The organism is Paenibacillus gorillae (assembly GCF_000513275.1).
In the GTDB taxonomy this organism is placed as follows: Bacteria; Bacillota; Bacilli; order Paenibacillales; family Paenibacillaceae; genus Pristimantibacillus; species Pristimantibacillus gorillae.
Genome location: NZ_CBVJ010000082.1, coordinates 63,197 through 88,334, shown reverse-complemented (window position 1 = coordinate 88,334; position 25,138 = coordinate 63,197). Strand labels below are relative to the sequence as shown.

21 protein-coding genes and 1 pseudogene are annotated in these 25,138 nt (G+C 48.7%); 17 read left to right on the top strand and 5 right to left on the bottom strand.

Annotated elements, in window-relative coordinates:
* Positions 1 to 115: 115 nt before the first annotated feature.
* The 6 genes from TY10_RS14435 to TY10_RS14415 all read left to right on the top strand — a co-directional run bounded on the left by TY10_RS14435 (position 116) and on the right by TY10_RS14415 (position 6,980).
* Complete coding sequence (locus tag TY10_RS14435; protein WP_042164672.1) at positions 116 to 940, top strand: response regulator transcription factor; 825 nt, start codon at positions 116 to 118, stop codon at positions 938 to 940.
* Between the two features lie 2 nt (positions 941 to 942).
* Complete coding sequence (locus tag TY10_RS14430) at positions 943 to 2,730, top strand: cache domain-containing sensor histidine kinase (protein WP_238327640.1); 1,788 nt, start codon at positions 943 to 945, stop codon at positions 2,728 to 2,730.
* A gap of 127 nt (positions 2,731 to 2,857) precedes the next feature.
* Complete coding sequence (locus TY10_RS14425) at positions 2,858 to 5,029, top strand: RelA/SpoT family protein (RefSeq protein WP_042164670.1); 2,172 nt, start codon at positions 2,858 to 2,860, stop codon at positions 5,027 to 5,029.
* 16 nt (positions 5,030 to 5,045) lie between these two features.
* Entirely contained in the window at positions 5,046 to 5,489 is a 444-nt protein-coding gene (gene dtd, locus TY10_RS14420) for a D-aminoacyl-tRNA deacylase (RefSeq protein ID WP_042164667.1), read from the top strand.
* Positions 5,490 to 5,815: 326 nt separating this feature from the next.
* Complete coding sequence (locus TY10_RS31030; RefSeq protein ID WP_202903190.1) at positions 5,816 to 5,983, top strand: hypothetical protein; 168 nt, start codon at positions 5,816 to 5,818, stop codon at positions 5,981 to 5,983.
* 451 nt (positions 5,984 to 6,434) lie between these two features.
* Positions 6,435 to 6,980: a hypothetical protein gene (locus tag TY10_RS14415; protein WP_042164664.1), complete on the top strand. Its 546-nt coding sequence runs from the start codon at positions 6,435 to 6,437 to the stop codon at positions 6,978 to 6,980.
* A gap of 410 nt (positions 6,981 to 7,390) precedes the next feature.
* Here TY10_RS14415 and TY10_RS32075 read toward each other — a convergent pair whose 3' ends face one another.
* Genes TY10_RS32075 through TY10_RS14405 form a run of 3 tightly spaced genes read right to left on the bottom strand, consistent with a single transcriptional unit; the run spans position 7,391 to position 8,494 of the window.
* Positions 7,391 to 7,813, bottom strand: coding sequence for an LrgB family protein (locus TY10_RS32075; RefSeq protein ID WP_272945297.1), 423 nt, complete (start codon positions 7,811 to 7,813; stop codon positions 7,391 to 7,393).
* Positions 7,794 to 8,072, bottom strand: a complete 279-nt coding sequence (locus TY10_RS32070) for an LrgB family protein (RefSeq protein WP_272945296.1) — start codon at positions 8,070 to 8,072, stop codon at positions 7,794 to 7,796. Before TY10_RS32070 ends, TY10_RS32075 begins: the two co-directional genes overlap by 20 nt.
* On the bottom strand, positions 8,069 to 8,494 hold the full coding sequence (locus TY10_RS14405; protein WP_042164661.1) for a CidA/LrgA family holin-like protein: 426 nt from the start codon (positions 8,492 to 8,494) through the stop codon (positions 8,069 to 8,071). The genes TY10_RS32070 and TY10_RS14405 overlap by 4 nt, the downstream gene beginning before the upstream one ends.
* Before the next feature lie 118 nt (positions 8,495 to 8,612).
* On the opposite strand from TY10_RS14405, the gene TY10_RS14400 reads away from it, so the two are divergent.
* From TY10_RS14400 to TY10_RS14385, 4 genes and pseudogenes are all read left to right on the top strand, one after another.
* The gene (locus TY10_RS14400; protein WP_042164659.1) at positions 8,613 to 9,494 is read left to right on the top strand and encodes a LysR family transcriptional regulator; all 882 of its coding nucleotides are present in this window, start codon (positions 8,613 to 8,615) and stop codon (positions 9,492 to 9,494) included.
* A gap of 386 nt (positions 9,495 to 9,880) precedes the next feature.
* On the top strand, positions 9,881 to 11,128 hold the full coding sequence (gene hisS / locus TY10_RS14395; RefSeq protein ID WP_042164657.1) for a histidine--tRNA ligase: 1,248 nt from the start codon (positions 9,881 to 9,883) through the stop codon (positions 11,126 to 11,128).
* 66 nt (positions 11,129 to 11,194) lie between these two features.
* Positions 11,195 to 12,989: pseudogene (aspS, locus tag TY10_RS14390) on the top strand (aspartate--tRNA ligase).
* Between the two features lie 21 nt (positions 12,990 to 13,010).
* Positions 13,011 to 13,766: a tRNA threonylcarbamoyladenosine dehydratase gene (locus TY10_RS14385; RefSeq protein ID WP_042164653.1), complete on the top strand. Its 756-nt coding sequence runs from the start codon at positions 13,011 to 13,013 to the stop codon at positions 13,764 to 13,766.
* A 76-nt stretch (positions 13,767 to 13,842) separates the two neighbouring features.
* Here TY10_RS14385 and TY10_RS14380 read toward each other — a convergent pair whose 3' ends face one another.
* Both TY10_RS14380 and TY10_RS14375 read right to left on the bottom strand, forming a co-directional pair.
* The gene (locus tag TY10_RS14380) at positions 13,843 to 15,345 is read right to left on the bottom strand and encodes a methyl-accepting chemotaxis protein (protein ID WP_238327638.1); all 1,503 of its coding nucleotides are present in this window, start codon (positions 15,343 to 15,345) and stop codon (positions 13,843 to 13,845) included.
* A gap of 27 nt (positions 15,346 to 15,372) precedes the next feature.
* Positions 15,373 to 15,939: a hypothetical protein gene (locus tag TY10_RS14375; protein ID WP_042164648.1), complete on the bottom strand. Its 567-nt coding sequence runs from the start codon at positions 15,937 to 15,939 to the stop codon at positions 15,373 to 15,375.
* A gap of 292 nt (positions 15,940 to 16,231) precedes the next feature.
* Here TY10_RS14375 and TY10_RS14370 point away from each other — a divergent pair, with 292 nt between their 5' ends.
* From TY10_RS14370 to TY10_RS14340, 7 genes are all read left to right on the top strand, one after another.
* The gene (locus TY10_RS14370; protein ID WP_042164850.1) at positions 16,232 to 17,545 is read left to right on the top strand and encodes a replication-associated recombination protein A; all 1,314 of its coding nucleotides are present in this window, start codon (positions 16,232 to 16,234) and stop codon (positions 17,543 to 17,545) included.
* A gap of 127 nt (positions 17,546 to 17,672) precedes the next feature.
* Positions 17,673 to 18,257 (top strand): VanZ family protein, encoded by a 585-nt coding sequence (locus tag TY10_RS14365; protein WP_042164646.1) that lies wholly within the window; start codon positions 17,673 to 17,675, stop codon positions 18,255 to 18,257.
* 186 nt (positions 18,258 to 18,443) lie between these two features.
* Positions 18,444 to 20,204, top strand: coding sequence for a sensor histidine kinase (locus tag TY10_RS14360; protein WP_081735284.1), 1,761 nt, complete (start codon positions 18,444 to 18,446; stop codon positions 20,202 to 20,204).
* 120 nt (positions 20,205 to 20,324) lie between these two features.
* Complete coding sequence (locus tag TY10_RS14355) at positions 20,325 to 21,665, top strand: extracellular solute-binding protein (protein ID WP_042164642.1); 1,341 nt, start codon at positions 20,325 to 20,327, stop codon at positions 21,663 to 21,665.
* Positions 21,666 to 21,744: 79 nt separating this feature from the next.
* The gene (locus TY10_RS14350) at positions 21,745 to 22,620 is read left to right on the top strand and encodes a carbohydrate ABC transporter permease (protein WP_042164640.1); all 876 of its coding nucleotides are present in this window, start codon (positions 21,745 to 21,747) and stop codon (positions 22,618 to 22,620) included.
* Between the two features lie 17 nt (positions 22,621 to 22,637).
* Positions 22,638 to 23,525, top strand: coding sequence for a carbohydrate ABC transporter permease (locus tag TY10_RS14345; RefSeq protein WP_337588362.1), 888 nt, complete (start codon positions 22,638 to 22,640; stop codon positions 23,523 to 23,525).
* Positions 23,526 to 23,554: 29 nt separating this feature from the next.
* A complete protein-coding gene (locus tag TY10_RS14340; protein WP_042164637.1) occupies positions 23,555 to 25,108 on the top strand; it encodes a response regulator transcription factor in 1,554 nt (517 codons plus the stop codon).
* Positions 25,109 to 25,138 lie beyond the last annotated feature (30 nt).

Here is a 25,138-nt window from a genome sequence, read left to right as displayed (position 1 = left end):
CGGGCATTATCTCGGGTTATAATAGGTAAAAACGGTCGCCGTCCTTGTCAAGGACGGCGATGCCGTTTTGAGCCTGTCCCTTCATTTCTATTCTTTTTCAAACGGAGATGATCCCATGTATAAAGTATTGATTGCGGATGATGAAGTGTTAGATCTAGAAGGCATGCGCACATTCATTCCATGGACCGAGCTGGGGCTGGAAGTGGTCGCAGCCGTCCATAACGGCTTTGCCGCTTATGATGTATTAATGGAGAAAGAAATTGATATTCTCGTGTCGGACATCCATATGCCGAGCATGTCCGGGCTGGAGCTCGCTCGCAAAGCGCTTGATTCGGGCAGATGCAATGATTTGCGGATTGTTTTTGTAAGCGGTTATCAAGATTTTCACTACGTAAAGCAAGCGTTGTCATTGAAAGCTTATAGCTACGTGCTGAAGCCGATGGATGATAACGAGCTCATTAAGGCGCTTGCCGCGATAACGAAGGACTTGAATCAGGAACGGGACCGTCAAGCAAAGGAACAGCAGCTCAGGGATACGTATATGCAGGCGATTCAGCATCAAAAGAAAGAAACCGCTGCCATTGTGCCTCCGCTTTCCAATTCGGGCGGCGAGCTAAAGAAGAATACGAAGCTCATTCATGAGATGATCCAATATATGAAGCAGCATATGAATCAGAGTTTGACGCTTAAAGAGGTCGCAGACCACTTCTGTTTTTCGCCCAATTATCTGGGGTTAATGTTCAAGGAAGAAACGGGGAAAACCTTCAGTGAATATGTCATTTCTCTGCGAATGGAGAAGGCAGGAGAGCTGCTTAAAGATCCAAAGGTAAAAATCTATGAGGTTGCCGATCTTGTGGGATACCGGTACATGCCGTACTTCAGCAGACAATTCAAAGAGACGTTCGGTATGACACCGATCGAATTCAGGAGAAAAATTTGACGATGGCCGGGGTCCCTATGCATAAACAGGAACGAAGCTTCATTCCCTTTGGCGTGAAGCTTCTCGTATCATACGTTCTGCTGATTATCATCCCGATATTTATATTCGGCTATATCGCTAATTCCATTATGGTAGATTCCATTCGTACGCAGACGAGAACAGCGATTAAGGGCACACTGCAGCAAATTCAAGATAACATGATGTACAAGATTGACGATACGATTAGACTTTCGGATTTATTGTACTTCGATTCTAAGCTGTCGAAACAGCTTATGCATTACGAGGAGGGATGGGTGAGCTATGAAGCGACAACCAACCTGCTCATGCCGAAGTTCTGGCAGACGATTGAATCGACCAACCGAAACGTATGGCTAAGCATCTACTTCAGCAATGAAACGCTGCCGGAAATTTATTATGACAGCTCGAATATCGATCCGTTAAGCATTAAGGGCCGGTTTTTTGATGTGATGCATTTGAAGCGTATTGAGAATAAGGAGTGGTATGCTAATTTTCCGAAGGAAAAATTCGGGGAGACGATGGAATGGAAGCAGGTAGAGGACGATGCCAAATACGGCCGGATCTCGCTGCTGCGGCGCATCGTCGATACAACGGACCCGACTAAGCTTAAGGAAATCGGATTTGTTCGGATCAGTACCTATCTGGACGACATCTTCCAAAGTGTTGACTTTCATAAAATCGGAGGCGACAGCACGCTTGTCATTACGAATGAAAGCGGTCATCTGCTATATTCATCGGGCAGTGCGATTCGGTCGGAGGATGAATTCCGCAACGAGGCAGGCAGTGGAAGCCATTTGACGATCGATCAGACACTTCCGGGCTTGGGGTGGAAATTGACGGCGTTGATTCCGTCTTCTGTATTCGAAGAGGACAGGAAGAAGGTAGACAGGCTTACGATCGTCATTTGTCTGCTGTGCTGTATCGTTATCTCTTTCGTCGCAACTTTTGTATCCCGTACGTTTTCCCGCCGTGTTCTGAAGGTCGTGTCCGTGCTTCAGTCATTTCGTCAAGGAGATTTCCACAGACGTATCCAATACAGCGGTAATGATGAGTTTACGACGATTGCAGCTTCGCTTAATGAACTGGGGAAAAAGACAGAAAGCTTGATTGAAGAGGTGTATGTGACGAACCTTAGGAAAAAAGAAGCGGAGCTTGAAGTGCTGCAAGCGCAGATTAATCCGCATTTTCTATACAACACGCTCTCATCGATTAGCCGTCTTGCCAAATTCGGCGAGGTGGACAAGCAGCATCAGATGGTGATGAATCTGGCTAAATTCTACAGACTGACGCTGAACGAAGGGCAGACAATCATTCCGATCGCGAAGGAAATCGAGCAAGTGAAGGCCTATATGGACATTCAGCAAATTAAATATGCGGAGCGGGTCGAGGTTATCTATGAGATCGATTCTTCAATTCTTCCCTATTCGGCCGTTAAGCTCATTCTACAGCCCTTTATTGAGAATGCCTTGGAGCATGCGTGGCGTGGCGACCGGATTCAGATTCGGATTGTCGGGGGCTGGCAGGACGAGGCAATCTGCTTCCAGATTATCGATAATGGAAGCGGTATGCCGCAGTCGACAATTGACGGCATATTTAGCGAGACGGCTGCTGCGGAGCGAAATGGTTATGGCATCCGTAACGTACACGAGCGTATTCAGCTTTACTATGGCAAAGAGTATGGCGTCGCAATCGATAGCGAGCCGGGTGAATGGACTTGTGTTCAGGTGATGATCCCAGCCCAGATTCACCCAATCGCCAATTCGGAAAGTTAACGCCTTTCGGGCTTTTACCATGACTCCATAGTTGACGCAACGCCGCTCTTACAGGATAATATTAAGAAAACTCGGAAAATGCGGAATCGGAGTCGAACCGTAGGCTGTTTTCAGAAAGGGAATTTTCATGGGCATTGAGCAGTTACTCGAAAAGGCATCGGCCTATATGAAGGAACAAGATTTATTACGCATAAGGGAAGCCTATGAGTTTGCGGAGCAAGCCCATCATGGACAAGTGCGCAAATCGGGGGAGCCTTATATATTGCATCCGGTTGCGGTAGCCGATATATTGGTCGATATGCAGATGGACGTGCTGTCGATTATAACAGCGCTGCTGCATGATGTCGTTGAGGATACGACTGTGGATTTGGAGACCGTGCGGTTGAAATTTGGCGAAACCTGCGCAATGCTTGTCGACGGCTTAACAAAGCTGGAGAAGATTCGTTTTCGTTCGAAGGAAGAACAGCAAAATGAGAATTACCGCAAAATGTTCGTGGCGATGGCTCAAGACATCCGTGTCATTCTCATTAAGTTGGCTGACCGGCTCCATAATATGCGTACGCTGAAATTCCAGTCAGAGGAAGCGCAGCGGCGTATCGCTTACGAAACGCTGGAAATCTTTTGTCCAATTGCACATCGGCTCGGTATTTCCGCGATCAAATGGGAGATGGAGGATATTGCCCTCCGCTATTTGAATCCGCAGCAATATTACCGCATTGCCAATCTAATGAAGAAAAAACGGGCGGAACGGATGCAATTCATCTCCGACGTTATTTTCCGCATTAAAGAAAAGCTTGAGGAAATGGGCATTGAAGGAGATATTTCCGGACGCCCTAAACATATATACAGCATTTATAAAAAAATGACGGCGAAAAACAAGCAGTTTAATGAAATCTATGATCTGATGGCCATTCGCATCATCGTGGAGAACATTAAGGACTGTTATGCGACGCTAGGCATTATTCATACGTTGTGGAAGCCGATGCCTGGCCGCTTTAAAGACTACATCGCGATGCCGAAGGCGAATATGTACCAGTCCCTGCATACGACCGTAATCGGGCCTAACGGGGAACCGACGGAAGTGCAAATACGGACCGTTGATATGCACCGTACCTCGGAGTACGGCATTGCGGCCCACTGGGCATACAAGGAAGGCTCGCTCGTTCCTGGAGGCAATTTCGAGGATAAAATGTCCTGGTTCCGCGAAATTCTGGAGCTCCAGAACGAAACACGCGACGCGGCTGAATTTATGGAATCGCTCAAAATGGACTTTTTCTCCGATTTGGTATTCGTCTTCACGCCAAACGGCGAAGTCATCGAGCTGCCAGCCGGCTCCGTGCCGCTTGATTTTGCTTACCGGATTCATACAGAGGTTGGCAACCGCACTATTGGCGCGAAGGTGAACGGCCGGATTGTGCCGCTGGATCATAAGCTGAAAACCGGCGATATCGTCGAAATTCTGACCTCCAAGCATTCTTATGGACCTAGCCAAGATTGGGTCAAAATCGCTCAATCCTCCCATGCGCGGAGTAAGATCCGCCAATGGTTCAAGAAGGAGAAGCGTGAAGAGAACGTCGCCAAAGGACGCGATATGCTGGAGCGCGAGTTAAAGCGGCTTGGATTGGAGCCTCACGTGTGGCTGGCGGATGATAAGCTGCAGGAAGCGGCTTCGAAATTCGCGTTCAATGATATTGAGGATATGATGAGTGCGATCGGCTTCGGCGGCATTACTGCTGCTCAGATCTGTACGAAGCTGACGGAGAAGCTGCGCAAGGAAGCCGAGAAAAGCAATGAGCTTATCATCGACAAGGAATCGAAAGCGAGCAGCCGCAAAAACCGTCCAACGCATGGCGTTACGGTTAAAGGGATCGATAATTTGCTCGTTCGTTTTGCACGCTGCTGCAATCCGGTGCCGGGTGATGAGATTGTAGGTTATATAACGCGCGGACGCGGCGTCTCCGTACACCGGATGGACTGCCAGAACATTCCGTTCGGCACGGATGGCGAGGAAGCGGAACGCGTTATTGAAGTGGAATGGGAAGCTTCAATTGAGTCCAATTACAGTGTCGATATTGAAATTGCCGGTCATGACCGTGACGGTCTGCTGAATGAAGTGCTGCAGGCAGTATCGGAGAGCAAGACCAATATATCGGCTGTCACGGGACGTTCGGTTAAAAATAAAATGGTTATGATTCATATGACGGTGCTTATCCGCAACATCGACCACTTGTCTTCCGTTGTGGAGAAGATCAAGCGGGTGCAGGACATTTATTCGGTTCAACGGATTATGAACAGCTAATCGGAGGTTTACGGCAGTGAAAGTAGTTATACAGCGGAGCAAGCGCGCCGAAGTGACCGTTGACGGGGGAGTAACCGGAGCAATCGAGTTTGGCCTCGTATTGCTTGTCGGCATAACTCATGAGGATACGGATGCGGATGTGCGCTGGATGGCCGAAAAGGTGGCTGGCTTGCGAATCTTCGAAGACGACAATGGCAAGATGAACCATTCCGTCACGGATATCGGCGGTCAGATTCTATCGGTCTCGCAGTTTACGCTATACGGCGACAGCCGTAAAGGGCGGCGGCCCAACTTCATGGCCGCTGCAAGACCGGAGCAGGCTGAACCGCTCTACGAGCGGTTTAATGAGGCGCTGCGGGCGGCGGGACTTAAGGTGGAGACTGGCGTGTTCGGCGCCATGATGGACGTATCGCTCGTCAACTGGGGGCCAGTTACGCTTATTGTGGATAGCAAGGCTTGAGAGCGGGGCTGGGGCGTATTTCCTGCTTCATCTAACATGACATCGTCACACGGGCAGAGAAGCAGATAATTTGCACAGTTCTCTTTCAGCATTATAATTCTGTTTGAATCGAGAAGTCTGTTAAACCGGTTTAAGGCTAGGCTACTAGCTCAAAGTTATAGCCAATTGGGAAAGTTGCAGCTATTCGCACTGCGGCTGATCTAACTTGAATGCGAACACCGGAAGCGGGCAACACTAGGGACAGCGGCAGCGCGTCCCTTTTTTGCTGGTTGGGTTAGTTTCAAGGGACGAGCTTGCCAACCATCAGGCGAAGGAGTCCCGAGCATATGCATCAATCCCGCAAGGAGCAAGGCATGGAGCGGACAGCACGCAGGCTGATCCATGCCGACCGCAGAGAGGCTCTGATCTGGTCGCAGCTCGAAGGCGACATCGAAGCAGCCGAAGAGTGGGCATTGACCCCAATGGGTACGAAGCACGATCAGCCCAGTGAATAGCACCAACTTAATGTGTGTTAAATGGAGATGTGGGTGGGGTGGGAGGCGTTCCAGGATGGGACGCCTTTTTTATTGTGCAGCAGAGTATAAGGCGGTTCACTTCGGACAATTTCGTCATTATTAGAGGTTGGGTATGTCAAAATGCAAAAGTACATTTTGATTGGCCATTTTTAGGCTGAAAAGGCGATCAAAATGTAAAAGTGCAGGTGAAATGGCCCCAAAAGGGCAATTTGGCTTATTTTAGCCCAATCAAACTGTATATTTGCATTTTGAAGGCAATTTAAGCTGAAAAAGCGCTTGGCAAAATGTACTTTTGCATTTTGATCTTATGTGATCCGGAGTGAAGAGAATAAGGACAGAAGATAAAGGTGAAATACATAGATAAATATGGATATAGATAGAAAATAAGACTATAATTGTTTTAACCAAGAGGAGGAGGGGGGGCTAAGTTATGAAAAGGAAATTAGGTTTACCTCTAACGATACTTGGTATTATAATTGCTGTCTTATTAATTTGTTTTCTATACATTGCTAGAGAGTATAAAGTTAGTTTAGAAGGATTTAAATATCAGCTAGGAGAAGAAAATGTTCCAGTCTCGGAGTCTGCGGTGCTAAAAATCGATGGCAAGGTGAAGAAAAGTATTACCGGTCAGAGAACATTTATTGGAACGATAGATATATCAGGTGAGGATATTCCCGTACCAGAAAAATATAGAAAATTAGAAATCAAACTGCAGCGTGATGGATCGGGCGTCATTATATATCACTATAATGATAAGGGCCTTCCCGTCATCTACAGTTATGGTACGCTCTATGCCAGTTCAGATTTCAGTGAAGTAACAATTGCTATCTTTGATCGACAGGAGCATTCATCCTCAGGCGTTTGGACAGCGGAGGACGGATTGATGTTCAGTGCCCCTTCAAATAGCAGGGAGGAAGCTCTGTCGATCTCCAACAGACGGATGAGCCGGGTTTTACAAAACGTGATATTGCATTAGCTCAATTCATCGGGTTTGCGGGTTGTACTTGCAGTTATCTTTACCCGCAGGCGGAGTGGTTTCGAGTTCAGGCTGACTTTTCGATGATTGCATTCCTGATCGAGTTAACGATCGATGGCAATCAAGAACGGCAGCATGGACCGAAACCACGGAGCCCGAACGGCAGCATGGGCCGAATCCACGGAGCTTCGCAACCGCTTTCTATTTTGTAATAATGCTGTAATCATTTTATAATCGTTCCTTAATATCGTTAACCTATAATAGAACTCGACCCCCTTTTTAAAAATATAAATTTCTTGGACCTACAACTCGTTTGTAGGTTTTTTTCTTTTTACCGGACTATAAACGCCATAACAATAAAAGGCAGTATCAAAGACCGGATTACCGATCCTTTGATACTGCCTTTCATTTCATACAAACAAAGATACAATCCAAGGCGCCGCACAGAGCGTCACGAAAGCAGTCAGCAGCATGGCGATGCCCGCCACCGATCCCGTTATCGGGCCATATTCGAATGCTTTGCTGACTCCTGCGGAATGGGCACTCGTTCCGAAGAGGACGCCCCGTGCAATCGGACTCCGAATCCTGCACCAGCGAACGATTAAAGGGCCAACGATCATGCCGAGCAAGCCGGTAATGAGCGTGGCGACAGCGGTAATGGTTGGCAGTCCGCCAAGCATGTCGGAGACGGCTAGCGCAATCGGCGTTGTAGCCGAGCGCGGGGCGAGCGTCTCCATCATCTGGGCGTTCAGCCCAAGCAGCCGGGCTAACCCGGCGGAAGTGATAATAGCTGCAATAGCACCTGAGCTGACGCTAACCGCAATGAGCAGCACAATTTTTTTTCAGCACATCAAGATGCTTATAAAGAATGACGGCGAGGGCGACGGTAGCGGGCTCAATCATATCGGTTAACACACCTGTACCGTTATTGTATTGCTTGAATGGCACGCCTAACAGCTCGATAGCGATTATAATAATGGCTGGCGTGATTAGAAGCGGAGTCAGCCACAGCTTCGGATAAAAGCGGTAGAGCCGTTTTGCGCCCGCATATACGGCAATCGTAGCCAGCAGCCATAGCGAAGCCTCGATCATCCCGCAACGCCTCCTTCACTTTGTCCCCGTGTTCCGCCACCGCCTACAGCTCCTGTATCAGCAGCCTCATTAGGTGCAATCCGCTGTGCAATGGTTCCAGCACAGAACATGACAGCAACCGTGCTGCCGATAATGGCGAGCAGGATCAATGGACCGCTGGAGACGATCAAGCTTTTATAATTAACGATCCCCACAGTTGATGGAATGAAGAACAGCAGCATCTCGGCGAGCAGCCAGGCAGCTCCGGCTTCGACCCATTCGATGCGTAATAGTTTTGTTTTCAGCAGGGTGAATAATACAGCAATACCTGCAACGCTGCCTGGAATGGGCAATTGAAGCAGATGAACGGCGAGAGCTGAAAGTTTGGAAATGATGATGAGCAGCAGAACTTGCCCGATCGTGCGCAGCATTTTTTTGAACATTTAATTCAGCTCCTCTTCTAGTTGCTTTCTTAGTGTACTGCAAGCTGTATTATAGGTAAAATGAATATACAGAATGATTTACATTCCATTTTGCTATGATAAATAAGGAGAGCCGCACATGGATATCCGGCATTTGCAGTACATTAATGAAATCGTCAAGCAGCGCAGCTTTACCAAAGCGGCAGAATCGCTGCATATCGCTCAGCCGACAATCAGCAAATCGATCCGTAATTTGGAGAATGAGCTGCGCTTCGAGTTGTTCAACCGGGATAGCAAAACGGTGAAGCTGACGGATGCAGGTGAAGTGGTGTACCGCTATGCGCAGCCGATTCTGCAATTATTCGACAGCTTGACGGCGGAAGTTAACGATCTCTCTTTCCTGCAGAAAGGTACGATTTCGATCGGATTGCCGCCGATGGCGGGTTCGCGATTTTTTCCTTCGGTGCTCAAGCAATTTCAGGAGCGTTATCCGGGTATTTCCGTCCAAATGGTGGAATACGGCGCAGTCCGGATTGAAGAAAGCGTAGGCAGCGGCAATCTCGATGTTGGCGTCGTGCTGACTCCTGTGGACACAGAGCTCTTTGAATCAATACCTCTCGTTAGAGAGAAACTAAACGTCATTCTGCCAGCTTCCCATCCCTTCTCGGGCAGAAAGTCCATCGCCTTATCCGAGCTTTCATCTGAGCGGTTTATACTCTTCAGCAATGAGTTTACGCTTCATGACCGAATTATCGGTCATTGCCGTGATGCCGGCTTTGCACCCAACATCGTTTATGAAAGCTCGCAATGGGATTTCATAACGGAGATGGTGGCGTCCGATCTTGGTATTGCCATGCTGCCGGAGACGATCTGCCGAGCGCTCGATTCGGAGCAAATCAGCTCTGTGCCGTTGACCGATCCGGTTATTCCTTGGGAGCTGGTCATGGTATGGAAGCGGGAAGGATATTTATCACTGGCCGCTAAGGCTTGGATTGCTTTTGTGGAGGAAATGTTTGCTTGACTTTTCGGCCGTATACAGGTAGTATTAAGCCTTAATATCATAAAAATGATTTGTTGATGGAACCAAGTAATCCCGTGCACGTACCCAGAGATGGATGCCTAGGCTGCAAGCATCCTTATGGTGGCTGGATGAAGAGACCTTCCGGAGAACAATCGGCGAACGAGAATGGCTTTGTTGAACAGAGCTTGCATGGAGTAGCCGATATGCGTGTAACGGGCGTTAACCGTTTATGAGCGGATCTGTCGAACAAGACGATCCGGAATTTGGGTGGCACCACGGGAGTTCAGACTCTCGTCCCTGGCGATGAATAGTCGTCAGCGACGAGAGTCTTTTTTGCGTTCCAGATGAAGGCAACAAAGAACGATCAGGGGTCAGGAGGGAATAGCATGGCATTTCAGAAATTGCCGGGCACACAGGATATTTTGCCTGGAGCGTCGGAGCGTTGGCAGTATGTAGAGCAGAAAGCTCGGGACATTTGCCGGCGGTACAACTTCCGCGAAATCAGAACGCCGATGTTCGAATCGACGGAGCTGTTTCAGCGGGGTGTAGGCGAGACGACCGATATCGTTGAGAAGGAAATGTATACGTTCATCGATCGCGGAGACCGGAGCGTGACGCTTCGTCCCGAAGGAACGGCTGGCGTTGTCAGATCTTACGTCGAAAACAAGCTGTTTGGCGAGCCAGACGTATCGAAGCTGTATTACATCGGTCCGATGTTCCGCTACGAGCGCCAGCAGGCCGGACGCTACCGCCAGTTTCATCAGTTTGGCGTTGAGGCGCTGGGCTCGGTCGATCCGGCTATTGACGCCGAGGTCATTGCGCTGGGCTACACCTTTTATACAGAGGTTGGCCTTCAGGGAGTCCGTGTAGAGATTAATTCTGTCGGCACACCTAAAGTTCGCGCCGATTTCCGCGAGAAGCTGCTGGCTTTCTTGGAGCCTAAGCGCGAGCTGCTCTGCAAGGACTGCCAGTCGCGTATGGACCGCAATCCGCTGCGTGTACTGGACTGTAAGAACGATCAGCACCACTTCGAGGAAGCACCTTCCATTCTGGACAGCTTGGACGAGGAGTGCAGCACGCATTTCAACAAGCTGCAGCAATACCTTTCCGATATGGGCATCCCGTACACGATCAACTCGCGTCTCGTACGCGGGCTTGATTACTACACCCATACCGCTTTCGAGTATAAGTCGGAAGGAATCGGCGCCATCGATACGATTGGCGGCGGCGGTCGCTACAACGGCTTGGTAGCCGAAATCGGCGGTCCGGATCAGCCGGGCATCGGTCTTGGTCTTGGCCTGGAGAGAACGATCATGCTGCTCAACAAGCAAGCCGAGCAAGCAAGCGAGCCTCAAGTGGACGTCTATCTCGTTGGTCTTGGCGAGGCGGCGGAGCGGGAGACAGCTAGAATCGTCTATCAGCTTCGCCAGGCTGGCATTCGTGCGGAGCGGGATTACTTGGGCCGGAAAATGAAGGCGCAAATGAAATCGGCCGACCGTCTGCAGGCTCGCTACACTGCTATTCTTGGCGATGACGAGCTGTCGCGCGGAGAGATCGCATTGAAAGACATGGCGAGCGGCGAACAGCGCTTTGTAGCGCTGGATCAGCTCTCCGCCCAGTTGAAGCAGCAATAGCAGGCAGGCATTAAGCAACAACAACAGTTCCAATACTATCCGAAACGAAAAGGGAGAATGAAAACCATGATGCTCAAAACTCATCATTGCGGTACTTTAACGAAAGCCGATATCGGCCAAACCGTAACCCTGAACGGCTGGGTTCAACGCCGTCGCGACCTTGGCGGCGTATTGTTCATTGACTTGCGCGATCGTACAGGCATTGTTCAAACTGTATTCAACCCGGACTTCTCCGGCGACGCGCTGGCAATTGCTGACCGCGCCCGCAATGAGTTCGTGCTTGCAGTTACTGGTACAGTCGTAGAGCGTGACGCAGAGACGGTGAACAAAAACCTCGCGACAGGCGAGATTGAGATCCGCGTAACGGAAATCGAAGTGATGAACAGCGCGAAGACGCCTCCGTTCCCAATTGAAGACGGCGTTGAAGTCGACGAGTCGCTCCGCCTGAAATATCGTTACCTCGACCTGCGTCGTCCGGAAATGCACAAAACACTGCTTCTTCGCTCGAAAGCATCGAAGATTTTCCGTGACTTCCTCGACGGCGAAGGCTTTATCGACGTAGAAACACCGATCCTGACAAAGAGCTCGCCAGAAGGCGCGCGCGATTACTTGGTACCGAGCCGTGTGCATGAAGGCGAATTTTTCGCTCTGCCGCAATCGCCGCAAATTTTCAAACAGCTGCTTATGGTCGGCGGTATCGAGCGCTATTACCAAATCGCACGCTGCTTCCGCGATGAAGATCTTCGTGCTGACCGTCAACCGGAATTTACGCAAGTCGACATCGAGACTTCCTTCCTGTCGCAAGACCAATTGCTGGGCATGATGGAGCAGCTCGCTGCACGCCTGTTCCGCGAGACGATTGGCGTCGAATTGGAGCTTCCGTTCCAGCGCATCACATATGAAGATGCAATCAACAAATACGGCTCAGACAAACCAGATCTTCGCTTCGGCATGGAAATTGAGGACATCACAGATATCGTTGCTACTAGCGACGTAAAAGTATTCGCAAGCGTTGCGGCAAGCGGCGGCGTCGTGAAGGCGTTCAATGCAAAAGGCTGCGGCCACTGGAGCCGCAAAGAGCTTGACGATCTGCAGCCGTTCGCTGCCCGTTACGGCGGCAAAGGTCTGGCGTGGATCACGATTAAAGAAGGCGAGTGGAAAGGTCCAATTGTTAAATTCCTCAAGCCGGAAGAAATCGCAGCTCTTACAGAGCGCCTGCAAGTAGAAGAAGGCGACTTGCTGACGTTCTCGGCCGACAAGAAAAAACGTTGTAGCTGACGTGCTTGGCAACCTGCGTCTGAAAGTAGGCCGCGAGCTTGGCCTGATCGACGATTCGAAATTCAAATTCGCATGGGTTGTCGACTTCCCGCTGCTTGGCTGGGACGAGGATCAGAAGCGTTATGTAGCCGAACACCATCCGTTCACACGTCCGAAGGACGAAGACGTGCACCTGTTCGATACCGATCCGGGCAAAATCCGCGCACAAGCTTACGATATCGTGCTTAACGGCTACGAAGTAGGCGGCGGCTCGATGCGGATCTACAAACGCGACGTTCAGGAAAAAATGTTCAAAGCGCTGGGCTTCACAATGGAAGAAGCACATGAAAGCTTCGGCTACCTGCTGGACGCATTCGAGTACGGTACGCCTCCGCATGGCGGCATTGCCTTCGGTCTGGACCGTCTTGTCATGCTGCTTACAGGCAGAACGAACCTGCGTGAGACGATCGCCTTCCCGAAAACGGCAAGTGCAACAGACTTGTTGATGGACGCTCCATCCACTGTTGAGCTGTCGCAGCTGGAGCAGCTTCATATCCGCACGGTTCTGAAACCAAAGCCTGAAGCGGCTAAACCACAGGAATAAGGCGAAGGAGGCGGCCACGATATGCTGCATCAATTTTCGCGTACCGAGCTTGCGATCGGTCCTGAAGGCCTTGAGCTGATGAAGGGAAGCACGGTTGCCGTGCTTGGCATCGGCGGAGTAGGCTCCATCGCTGCCGAAGCGCTCGCCCGTACGGGTGTAGGGCGCGTCATCCTGATCGACAAGGATGTTGTGGATATTACAAACGTTAACCGTCAGATTCACGCGCTGACGACGACGGTCGGCCAGCCAAAGGCTGACCTGATGCGCGACCGGATTAAGCTGATTAATCCGGATTGCGATGCCGTGTCGCTGCGGATGTTCTATACGGAAGAGACGTACGAGCAATTATTTGCTTATGAGCTTGATTATGTTGTGGATGCATCCGATACGATCTCGTATAAGGTGCATCTAATCAAGGAATGTCTGGAACGGGGCATTCCGATCATTTCGAGTATGGGCGCGGCGAACAAGATGGACCCGACGAGGTTCCGTGTCGCCGATATTTCCAAAACCCATACCGATCCGGTTGCCCGCGTCGTTCGCATCAAGCTGCGCAAGGACGGCATTAAGAGAGGCGTCAAGGTCGTGTTCTCGGACGAGCTTCCGAAAAAGCCGCGTGAGGATGTAACACAGCGGATCGTGCCGGAGAATGCTCCGGAAATCCGCAAAGCGCAGCTGCCTCCCGCAAGCAACGCATTCGTGCCGCCGGTTGCCGGACTTATTATGGTCAGCGTCGTCGTGCAGGATATGCTAAGCAAAGCTGGTATTGAAGTTTAAAATAAAAAGGGCGGTCGCAGAAGGGAATTCCCTTCTGCGACCGCCCTTTTTTGATGCGGCTGTAAAGCAGTTAGCTTCAGCCTTGCTTCGTATGTTTACGCTCGACTAGCTGAGTGAGCTCGGAGATGAGCGCATCCAGTTTGCCGTAGCCGTCAACGAGATGATTGATTTTGGAATCCTGGTTTTCCATGCTGGCGCAAACTTCTTCTACGGAAGCCATATTTTGCTCCGTCGTTGCAGCCATAGATGTCATTTCATCGGCAATCGATGAGTATTGTTCATGCAGCTGACGGGAAGAAACGCCAACTGTATCCGACTGCTGCTTCACCTGCTCCGTATTGCCGTTGATGCTGTGAATGATTTTTTCGACCTGCTGCGCTGCATTGTAGCTCACGTCAGCAGCCTGGTCGCCGAGATTGACTTGCTCGCTTACTGCGCTGATTTGCGTATGAATAGCGCCGAGAATATCGTTGATCTCGTTAGCGGCCAGACTCGCATTGTCAGCCAGCTTGCGGACTTCGCCGGCTACAACGGCAAAGCCGCGGCCTTGCTCGCCGGCACGCGCTGCTTCAATGGCAGCGTTAAGTGACAGCAAATTTGTCTGCTCCGAAATTTCACTGATGGAGCCAACGATGGAGCTGACGCGTTCGTTCTGTTCGGTCAGCTGCTTCATCATCTCTACCGTTTGCGAGATGATCGAGCGTACACGCTCTACTTCCGTAGACAATGTATGGACGAGCGTATTGCCGTCCTCTGTCAAGGCAGCAGTATCCGCAGAATACTGCTGCAGGCGGGTTGCGCCTTCCAGCAGCTGTGTGACTGCGCCCTCAATCGTTTGCGCGGAGCTGCTGACGTTAAGCACCATGCCGGTCTGCTTCTCGATCGAAGCGGACATTTCGGTAAACGTCGTCGTAACCTCACGGGAAATTTGTCCCGTGGACTGAGCCGTATTTTTTTGCTCGCTGCTGAATTCTCCAAGAACGAGAATCGAAGACTTCATTTTCTCAACCAGCTGTTCGGCCATTTCTTTGGAAGCAAGCGCATCGCTGCGTTCTACCAGCACTTCTTCTTGCAGCTTTTGGCTGAATCTAGCCGATGAAGCCAGTGCGATTGTAATAAAGATAATGTACAAGTACAAGTAGATCAGCGAATCGTTAGGGAATAGAATATCTTTAAACTTCGGAGTCAAAAACAGATACGTACTAAGTCCCATGCTAAGCAGCCCGGAGAACACAATAGGCTTATAGTCAGCGTACAGTGTCATCAGTGCGATGCCTACGAAAGTAAGGAAGTAGGTGCTTATGATCGGATTCGGATCGGACACGATAAGAAGTGTCGTAATCGCTATTAGAATAACCGGAACATAATACATAATGTAAGAAACTAAAATTCTTTTGTAAGTCATGAAGGTAGCAATGCCGATACTGACTGTGCCAACGATCACGAGCAGCAATATCATATCAGTGCCAAGCCCTGCGCCGATATCAGCAACGATACCGAGCGCCAGCAAGCCCCATAATATTTTTATGAACAAACGATTTCTTTTGTCTAACACAGTCAGTTCTTTCTTCATCGTCATCTACCTTCTCTTCCCGACTAGTGAATTTTAGGTAGTGGTTATGCCTGATCCAATTCTATGACTGTCCGGATAGGCAAGCCACTCATATTGCTCTTTGTTGCTATACATGCGCTCCATATCGAAAATGACCGGAATGACATAATCGCCTTTATAAAAGGTTTTTTCTCCCGCTTTCTCCATCGGCACGCGGAATGTGATGCGCAGCGCACGGTAAAATACCGGCTCCAGCAAAGATATAAAGTATCGGAATCGATGCGTCTCTGCGCTAAAAACGGCGGAAGAGAGCAGGTCCGTTATCGGATGGCCCCTGTATTGCTTAATGACTGCGATTTTGTCGATTTCGGCTACTTGTGCAGGATCAGCTGCAATTTTCGGATGATTATGGAAAGGCGCAACAGAATCAATTATGCTAACACCAGGTGTATAGGCTTTAATCTCGGAGGTGCCTACGTATTGGCCTTCCGGCGAGATCGCGACGTATCTCTCCAGAGCTTGTTCCGCATACTCCAGCTCAAAGCCTTTTTCTTTCCATACGGTGGTCCAAATACTGTTGAACATCGTTAGTTCCCATTCAGTCTCTACTTTTTTGAACAATCGACAGCGCTCCTCTTATCCTCTCTCTCTTTACAGATTAGTTATCTAGTCTCTACCTGTTCCCTCTCAATACGGCAAGTCGATCGTACGATATTGCATAAAAGAATAATTTACCACTAATTAATATCGGTATATTCAGTAAAAATGTTTATATCAAAAACCTACGTTTTACCTAGGGATTGTGAAGATATAGTGAAACAAAAGTCCTAAATTCAGGAAAATCGACAATCTGGCGAACACTTGTACGATATGCTATGATCGTAATAACGGAATAAGAAAGTAGTGAATGCGCATGGACTTATTTAGCTATCAGGAAGCAGAGACGCCTCGTGCGAGGCTGCTGGCGGATCAGCTGCGGCCGGAGACGCTTGAAGAATATATTGGGCAAGAACATATAATAGGACCGGATAAGCTGCTTAGAAGGGCGATAGAGGGCGATCAGGTCTCGTCTATTCTGCTCTATGGGCCGCCGGGCTGCGGCAAGACGACGCTGGCGAACATCATTTCCAAGCGTACTGCCGGTGATTTCGTTAAGCTGAACGCAGTTGACGCTTCCGTGAAGGACGTTCGCGAGGTGATCGACCGGGCACGGAGCAACAAGATGCTGTATGGGAAAAAAACGATTCTATTCCTCGACGAGGTGCACCGCTTCAATACGTCGCGGCAGGATGCGCTGCTTCCTGCGGTCGAGCAGGGCATCATTATATTTATTGGAGCGACTACAGAAAATCCGTTCCATCATGTGAACGGAGCGCTGCTGTCTCGTTCTACGCTGTTTCAACTGCAGCCGCTTGATGAGCGGCATGCGCTGGAGGCGATGAAGCGGGCGTTGGCCGACAAGGACCGCGGGCTTGGCTTTATGAATTTGAAGGTCGAGGAAGATGCGTTAGCGCATCTCGCGGCGATGGCGGGGGGCGATATCCGGCGTGCGCTTAATGCGCTGGAGCTTGCTGCCGTTACGACGCCGTCGGAGCCGGACGGGTCCGTCCATATTACGATCGAAGTGGCGCAGGAATCGATCCGCAACAAGGCGCTGCGGGCCGACCCTTCCACGCAATACGACGTTCTCTCGGCGTTTCACAAAAGCGTAAGGGGCTCCAGTGATGCTGCCCTATTCTGGTTTCTCTATGCGGTGGAGAAGCTGGGCATGGACCCGATGACGTTCATCCGCCGGCTGATCGTCGCTTGCAGTGAGGATATTGGCTTAGCCAATCCGCAAGCGATGATTCAGGCAGTGACCGCGATGGACGCCTATCACAAGATCGGCTGGCCCGAGGCGAAATATAATGTTACGCAAGCCATTCTATTCGCCGTGGAAAGTCCGAAGTCGAATGCCGTTGCAATGGCGATCGCCAAGGCGACAGCGACGATTGAAGGGATGGGCAGCGCCGAAGTGCCGCTCCATCTGCGGGATACCCATTACAAGGGCGCGCAGCAGCTAGGGCATGAGGGCTATAAGTATCCGCATGACTATCCAGGGCATTATGTCGAGCAGCAGTATTTGCCCGATATGCTGAGGAACATGAGTTTTTACAAAGCATCGGAGCAGGGGATGGAGCAGAAAATCGCGCATAACCAACAGCTGCGGGGCAAAGGGAAGAAATAATTAATAAGAAAATAATGTATATTAATTATTTGATAATTTAAATTAATGATCAATTTACCTATTGCTATAGGCAAGGTGCTGTAACGAATAAGTCTGCGGGCTGCTCTAAGGAGAGGTCATATATTTTATGATTGATATAAATATATCTGATTTATTAATGTTCCAACTTCCTTTTTTATTGATTCTAGTCATATGCTTAAGGCTTTTCGCTAAAAAGAATATTGCCTATATTGCGTTCAGCTCTTTATTTTTTATTTATTCGTTATATGTATTAAAGTTCACATTATTACCTATCCCAATTAGGGGATATTTAGAAGTCGTAAGAAACGGAACCATATTGCAGTTTAATTATGAGCCACTTTGGCTTTCAGAGACCTTTTTGTTCCCACTTAAAGAGCAGATTCTTAATATATGTTTATTTGCACCTTTGGGTTATTTGAGTAATTATTTATTTAATCTCACCCTGAAGAAGGTTGTTCTCTTAGGGTTATTCGTTAGCGTATGTATTGAGTTTATCCAGCTGTTATTAAGTATCAGCATGAGCTATCCATATCGGGTCGTTGATATTAATGATGTTATTTTCAATTTCACAGGAACACTTATCGGATATTTTGTATATAGAGTTTTTTCTCGCATGTACATTGCATCAGTTAACAAACTTAATGTTAAAATAGGACCAGTCGGTCAGTTCATTTATGATAGAGGAAAATAACTGAAGTCTGCTAGAGGGCGTAGCCTTTTTATAGGATTAAAACAAAGCCGGTGCTTCCAAGCTCCGGCTTCTTTTTTATACAAATCTACAATGCATCTCTACGTTCCCCCTCTTGCCAATTTTAATAGAGTTGAGCGATAATGGATGCACATTCCAGCCAATTCTAGTATAGAACAGGGGAACTAGATGATGAAGGTAGAGAAGAAACCGGCGTTTATTAGCATTCGGACCAAATTGCTCATTCTTTTTTGCGTCTTGATTTTTCTGCCGCTGATTGCGCTCAGCACCTTGTCCTACAACATATCAACGAGAGCGATGACGAATCAGGCTGTGAACTCGACGGCGACGCTGCTGGATGCCAACGTAGCGAATATTGAATCTGTTATCCGTGAGGTAGAGTCGACCTCAAGCTACGCGATCGTCAATAAAGATATTCGCAGCTACTTAACGATGACCTCCGTCGATTCCGATCCGAAGCTCGCATCGGCGCTTATCGATAATATAAAAGGATTTATCGAGTTTATTTTAATTTCCAAGGGCTACATTCATTCCGTAGAGTTCAGAGGCACGGATGACCGTCAGATCGCCTACGGCTCCCGTTTTATCGGAGATGAAGGGGAATGGATCGACCAAGCGGTTCAAGAGAGAGGGAAGATCGTCTGGACGGGCCGTTACGACAATGGTGACATCCATCACGAACCGATCATTTCTCTAGTTCGCGTCATTAATGACTATAACGCGATTGATAAGGCGCTTGGCATCGTCATTATCCGACTGAAGGTCTCTAAAGTGAATGAGCTGATCCAAAGCAAGGATTCAGGAGCTATCGCGGGTACGATGCTGCTCGATCATGACGGCCATTCGATTACGGAACAACGGTCCGAGCCAGGAGACAAGTTTCAACTGGATAGCAGCAGCATACAGCAGCTTATCAACAGCCAAGGGAAGCCAGTCGATGACAAAGACAATCTGCTGCTGTACAAAAAAATTGCCTATACCGGCTGGGGTTTAATTTCCTGGGTGGATAAGGCCCATCTGTTCAAAGAATCAAGATCGATCCAATTTTATACGATATTGATTGTGGTGATATCCATCGCTACGGTTCTCTTGGCTTCGTGGCTGATTTTCAACTGGATTCTTAAGCCGATTGAGAGACTGACCAAAATGATGAAAAAAGTGGATGACAACTATTTTCGCAAAATTACCGGGATTCGTTCCAAGGATGAGATCGGCTTGCTGGCTGCGAACTTTAACGCCATGATGGACCGGATTCACGATCTTATCGATAAGGAATACAAGCTGACGCTCAAGCAGAAGGAAATTGAGCTGCATGTTCTTCAGATGCAGATCAATCCCCACTTTCTGTACAACACGCTGGACATGATCCGCTGGAAGGCCAGAATTGAAAAAGCGGTGGAAACGAGCCGGTTAATCCAAGTGTTATCGACGTTGTTCCGACTGAGTCTTCATCGATCGGGAACTTGGGTTGAGCTGAAGGACGAGGCGCTGTACGTGAGGAGCTATCTCGATCTCCAGCAGCAAAGATTGGGTGCGCGATTGACCTGCGAGATCGATATCCATGAGGAATTGCTTGTTTCCTACGTGCCGAAGATGATTTTGCAGCCGCTTGTGGAGAATAGCATCGTCCATGGCATGCCGGGCCAGCAAAAGCCGATGCATATAACGGTACGGAGCACACGGCTTTCTGCAGGCGACGCCTATCACATGGATATTATCGATGATGGCTTGGGTGCTGATATTCAGGCTTTATCCGAGTTGATCGCCTACACAGGCGAAGGGAGCCACGGCATGCGCAACGTCTACCTGCGGTTATCCCTATGGTTTGGCGACCGCTTCCGTATGGAGTTTTTGCCGGCAGCGGCAGGAACCCATATCCGGTTAACGATTCCATTCGTCGATACGATACCGGACGAATCTTCACCATAGGCAATCTTGTTTAAAATAGTGGATGCTGAGTTAATTTAATCGGTTTCTGGCTGGAACCGTTTTCCCTACAATAATGATAACGGTTACAAACACCGCAAAACAAAAATGAGGGGGACTACGATGAAACGCTCACACACAGTCATAAGTAAGGCTGTCAGCATCATGCTGGTTCTGATTTTGTCGGTTGGTTTAACGGCATGCGGAAGCGGAAGCAACAGCAGCAACGAACCGGAGAATAAACCGAGCAATGGGGGAACGGCCACAGAAGAACCGGCCAAAAACGTAGAATTGACATTCTGGAACATTTGGAACGGGTCAGATGCGTACATGGGCGTGCTGAATGATAAGGTAAGTGAATTCCAGAAAGAAAACCCGAATATTAAAGTCAAAATCGAGCAAATGCCGCATGACCAGTACAAGCTGAAATTAAAGGCAAGTGCAGCAGGCCGGCAATTGCCGGATATGTTCGTCGTATGGCCAGGCGCAGAGCTGAAGCCGATGGTAGATGGCAATACGGTACTGCCAATCGATGATCTCGCCGCAGAATATAAGGACAAGCTCATTCCGAGCGCTAACTTGATCGACTATCAAATTGACGGCAAGCAATACGCGATTCCTAATATTGTCGTATACACCCATATGATTTACTACGATAAGGACATTTTGGCCAAAGCGGGCTACAGCGAGTTTCCGAAGACCTATGCGGAATTTAAGGAAATGGTTGTAAAAGTCCGTGACTTGGGAGTTACGCCAATCGCACTTGGCAACAAAGGGCAATGGGTGCTTCAATCCTGCTACATCTCCACGATCGGCGACCGCATGACAGGAAGCGACTTCCTGGTCAAAGCGATGAGCGGAGAGAAGAAGTTTACCGATCCGGAATTCGTCGGCGGTTTAAATGTCATTAAAGAACTGACGGATTTGAAAGCATTCAATGAAGATATGAATACAATCGACAACAATCAGCATTTGGATTATTTTGTCCAAGGGAAAGCCGCTATGTTCGTTGAAGGCACTTGGTCTCTTGGCGGTGTGCAGGAGAAGCTGCCGAAGGACCGTAATCTCGGCCTTGCTATTTTCCCGGCCGTCGAAGGCGGAGCAGGCAACCCGCAAGCTTTGTCAGGTGTAACGGGACAAGGTGTTGCTATTAACAAAGATATCGATCCAGGCAAGCTGGATGCAGCCCGTCAATTTATCCGGTTCCTGAGCAGCGAGGATACGTATAACCGTCTTCTGGCCAAGGATCAGCTTGTTCCGGCAACTGTGACGGTTCCGTCTGATGCGTCCGATACGTTGAAGCAGCTCATTAGTCTGACGAGCGGAGGTGTCGCTCCTGTATATGATGCGGTGCTGACGCCTCAGTTAACCGAAATTATTAACAACGGGCTTCAGTCCATCACGATGGGTACCAAGTCGCCTGAGGAAGTAGCAAGCGAACTGGAAGCGGCTAAGGCTAAATAGTTCATATAGGAACGAACTTCGGAGAATCAGGGGTATTCCTTGATTCTCCGCTTCATTTAAGAAAGGAGCAATCTCTCGCATGCATCTATTAAATCGCAACAAGTGGCTGATCTGGCTGGGAATTTCTCCTTCCCTTATCGTGTACACCTTGTTTTGCATGATTCCTATTGGCATTTCTTTCTATTATTCCTTTCAGAATTGGGACGGCTTTTCTGATCCCTCGTTTATCGGATTGGACAACTTTGCGGCTTTAATGAAAGATCAAGTATTTTGGAGCTCGCTGAAAAATAATATGTTCGTTCTGCTGGCATCCGTGCTCGGACAAATTCCGATCGCTTTGTTGTTCGCTTTGCTGTTGAACGGTAAGCTGAGAGGCGCTAAGTTTTTCCGTACGGTAGGTTTTCTGCCGGTAGCCATCTCAACGGTTATTATTTCTTTGACGTGGAACATGATTTATAACACGCAATACGGATTAATAAATACACTGCTCAAAGCGGTAGGTCTGGAACAGTTGGCACACAATTGGCTAGGCGATCAGAAATGGGCGATGCTGGCTGTATGTGTAACGATCGTATGGCAATATGTCGGCCTGTATTTGGTAATCTTCCTGGCGGCGCTGCAAAACGTCCCGGCAGAAACGCTGGAGGCAGCGGAAATCGACGGGGCAACGGGCTTCGTCAAAACGATTAAAATTATTATTCCGATGATATGGGGAACGATTCTAGTCTCCATTATTTTATGTATCAGCGGCAGTTTGAAAACATTCGATTTGATCTATGTCATGACGAACGGAGGACCGGCTCATACGACCGATGTCATGGCAATCTATATGTTCAACAAAACATTCTCCTCCTTTCAGTATGGATACGGAAGTGCGATATCCGTCGCCATCTTCGTGGTCAGTCTGCTGCTCATTTCCGTTGCTTCACGATTGCTGAAGGTTAAAGAAGATTAAGAGAGGAGAGGCGAGCGATGCCGCATACGATTACTGTTCCCCGAGAGAAAGCGATGATAGAGAGGGATACGAGACATTCGGCGAGAAAAAAGACACTCAAGCTAGTTGTCTATATTTTTTTAACCGCCTATAGTATAGTCAATTTATTCCCGATTCTGTGGATGTTCATGAACTCTTTTAAGTCAGATGACGCCTTTTCCCAAAGTGTATTGGCATGGCCAAAGCAATGGCTGTTCGCCAATTATGCGGAGGCATGGAGAGTAGCCAAGTTAGGCTTATACTTTTCCAACAGTATGATTATTGGCGTGCTGGCTGTCTTGTTTACAGTACTATTAGGCGCCTTCGCGTCCTACTTTCTGGCCAGGTTCCGATTCAAGCATCAGACGAAAATCTATAATTACTTTGTGTTTGGCATGCTGATTCCGATTCACGCGACACTGGTACCATTATTTATACTTGAGAACAAGCTGCATATGCAAAACTCGTATCTGTCGCTGATCGTGCCGTATATCGCTTTTGGTCTGCCGATCACGATATTTATTCTGGTAAGCTTTATGAAGAGCTTCTCCAAAGATATTGAGGAATCCGCCATCATGGATGGCTGCGGGCCGCTGCGTATTTTTTGGTCTATTATATTGCCAATGTCTATGCCGTCAATTGCGACGGTCGTCATTATTAATTTTATCAACAACTGGAATGAATTTTCATTCGCCTTGGTGCTTGTGAGCAATCCGGATTTGAAAACAGTCCCGCTGGGACTTTCCAATTTCGTAGGTCAATATACTACTTCGTATACGACGCAGATGGCAGGCTTGACGATGGCGCTTATTCCCGTCATTATCGTCTTTCTATGCCTTGAAAGTTATTTGGTTAAGGGAATGACGGCGGGGGCTGTCAAGGGTTAGCAGCTGGACATCTGAGGAGGGGCATGCGAATGAAGCTTAGAATGCTAATCGTAGACGACGAGCCTATTATATGTATGGGATTGAAGGAAACGCTGCCTTGGCATGAGCTCGACATCGAAATCGTCGGTGAGGCTTACTCTGGTATAGAAGCTTTGGCTATTCTGGAGCAAGAAAAGGTGGACCTCATTCTAAGCGACATTCGCATGCCTGAGATGGATGGGCTGGATCTGGCGGCAAAGCTGCATGAGATCGAGCATCCTGCTTCCTTCATTCTGCTTAGCGGATACGAAGAATTCGAATATGCCAAAAGAGCGATTCAATATAATGTGAAAGATTATTTGATTAAGCCTGTTGATGTGGATCAGCTGATGCGAACGGTCGAATTGGTCTGCCGGACGATCCGGGCAGCGCGCGAGAAGCAGGGCAGTGAGCTTCGCAGCCAGCAGGAGAATCGGCTCCGTCAATTGCTGATGCAGGCGCATGAAGGCGTGCATGATCTTTCCTTGCCGGAACAGGGGCTCAACTTCCCGATGCCTTATCGGCTGTTTGCCAGCGCTGTGGCAAGCTATGATCATTTATCATACGGGATGACGGATGAAGACGTTCGGCAATTTCATACGGCATGGCAGAATAGAATAGAGGCTAGGCTGAAGGGGCTTGGATACGAGACGATATCGGTATTCGTTCATCCGAACCTGCATTTCGTATACGGTTACGGCAGCGACGGCTTGCAGGAGGAGGTTTTTCCGCAGCCGTCCTGCATGCTGGAATGGAACGGCTCGGATATTCCCTTGTGGGTGTGTGAGTCTCCGGCACAGACCGGTCTCGCCACATTGAAGAATGCATACGAGCAGGCTGTGCTGCAATTGAAGCGTCAGGAGATAGGCATAGACGGTGTCTCCAGAGAGAGAAGACAGGAAGCGGATGCCGTGTCCGCTTATCCAGAGGCACTGGAGAAGCAGGTCGTGGAGACGTTTTTCCAACAGGATGTTGAGCAGCTTCGGCAAGCAAGCCGGGAGCTGTTTCTCTACTTGCGGGAAAATTTATTCTTGCTGCAGGAGAGCTGGAAAGTATGCCAGCTCATTAAAGTGCTGATCTACCGCCGGCTGAAGCATGTAGGCGCTCGGGTCGAGGAAAAGGACTCTTATTTCACGGATGCCGATTTGTTCATTCATAATTCATATGCATCGTTGGAGCGGCTGTATTGGGATGAGCTTATGGCGCTCCAATCGATTATGAACAGCTCGAATGTGGGGAAAAACCGCTGGGTGGTCAATCGGGTGAAGGAATGGATTCATCAGGAATTTACTCAGGATTTGAAGGCTTCGACTATTGCCGACAGGCTTCATATTACGCCGAATTATTTCAGCCATATTTTCAAGCAGGAGACGGGCAAGTCTTACAATAATTACTTGAATGACGTGCGGATTGAAACAGCTAAGGGGCTGCTTCGGGACACGGATATGAAAATTGCTGATATTGCCGATCGTGTTGGATATAATGACTACAAATATTTTGTAAACGTGTTCAAAAAAATATGCGGCGTATCGCCATCGGAGTATAGGGAAACGAGATATCAATAGCATGAAACGACTTGTAAACGGGTGACGTTT

Excerpts from the sequence above, each read along its gene's own strand:
- TY10_RS14430 (WP_238327640.1), top strand. The coding sequence starts at position 943 with ATGGCCGGGGTCCCTATGCATAAACAGGAACGAAGCTTCATTCCCTTT.
- TY10_RS14405 (WP_042164661.1), bottom strand. The coding sequence starts at position 8,494 with ATGTTCAAAAAAATGCTGCGCACGATCGGGCAAGTTCTGCTGCTCATC.
- TY10_RS14365 (WP_042164646.1), top strand. The coding sequence starts at position 17,673 with ATGATTGATATAAATATATCTGATTTATTAATGTTCCAACTTCCTTTT.
- TY10_RS14350 (WP_042164640.1), top strand. The coding sequence starts at position 21,745 with ATGCATCTATTAAATCGCAACAAGTGGCTGATCTGGCTGGGAATTTCT.
- TY10_RS14415 (WP_042164664.1), top strand. The coding sequence starts at position 6,435 with ATGAAAAGGAAATTAGGTTTACCTCTAACGATACTTGGTATTATAATT.
- TY10_RS14345 (WP_337588362.1), top strand. The coding sequence starts at position 22,638 with ATGCCGCATACGATTACTGTTCCCCGAGAGAAAGCGATGATAGAGAGG.
- TY10_RS14370 (WP_042164850.1), top strand. The coding sequence starts at position 16,232 with ATGGACTTATTTAGCTATCAGGAAGCAGAGACGCCTCGTGCGAGGCTG.
- TY10_RS14355 (WP_042164642.1), top strand. The coding sequence starts at position 20,325 with ATGAAACGCTCACACACAGTCATAAGTAAGGCTGTCAGCATCATGCTG.
- TY10_RS14380 (WP_238327638.1), bottom strand. The coding sequence starts at position 15,345 with ATGACGATGAAGAAAGAACTGACTGTGTTAGACAAAAGAAATCGTTTG.
- hisS (WP_042164657.1), top strand. The coding sequence starts at position 9,881 with ATGGCATTTCAGAAATTGCCGGGCACACAGGATATTTTGCCTGGAGCG.
- TY10_RS14400 (WP_042164659.1), top strand. The coding sequence starts at position 8,613 with ATGGATATCCGGCATTTGCAGTACATTAATGAAATCGTCAAGCAGCGC.
- TY10_RS14360 (WP_081735284.1), top strand. The coding sequence starts at position 18,444 with ATGATGAAGGTAGAGAAGAAACCGGCGTTTATTAGCATTCGGACCAAA.
- TY10_RS14340 (WP_042164637.1), top strand. The coding sequence starts at position 23,555 with ATGAAGCTTAGAATGCTAATCGTAGACGACGAGCCTATTATATGTATG.
- TY10_RS14385 (WP_042164653.1), top strand. The coding sequence starts at position 13,011 with ATGCTGCATCAATTTTCGCGTACCGAGCTTGCGATCGGTCCTGAAGGC.
- TY10_RS32070 (WP_272945296.1), bottom strand. The coding sequence starts at position 8,072 with ATGATCGAGGCTTCGCTATGGCTGCTGGCTACGATTGCCGTATATGCG.
- TY10_RS31030 (WP_202903190.1), top strand. The coding sequence starts at position 5,816 with ATGCATCAATCCCGCAAGGAGCAAGGCATGGAGCGGACAGCACGCAGG.
- TY10_RS14435 (WP_042164672.1), top strand. The coding sequence starts at position 116 with ATGTATAAAGTATTGATTGCGGATGATGAAGTGTTAGATCTAGAAGGC.
- TY10_RS14425 (WP_042164670.1), top strand. The coding sequence starts at position 2,858 with ATGGGCATTGAGCAGTTACTCGAAAAGGCATCGGCCTATATGAAGGAA.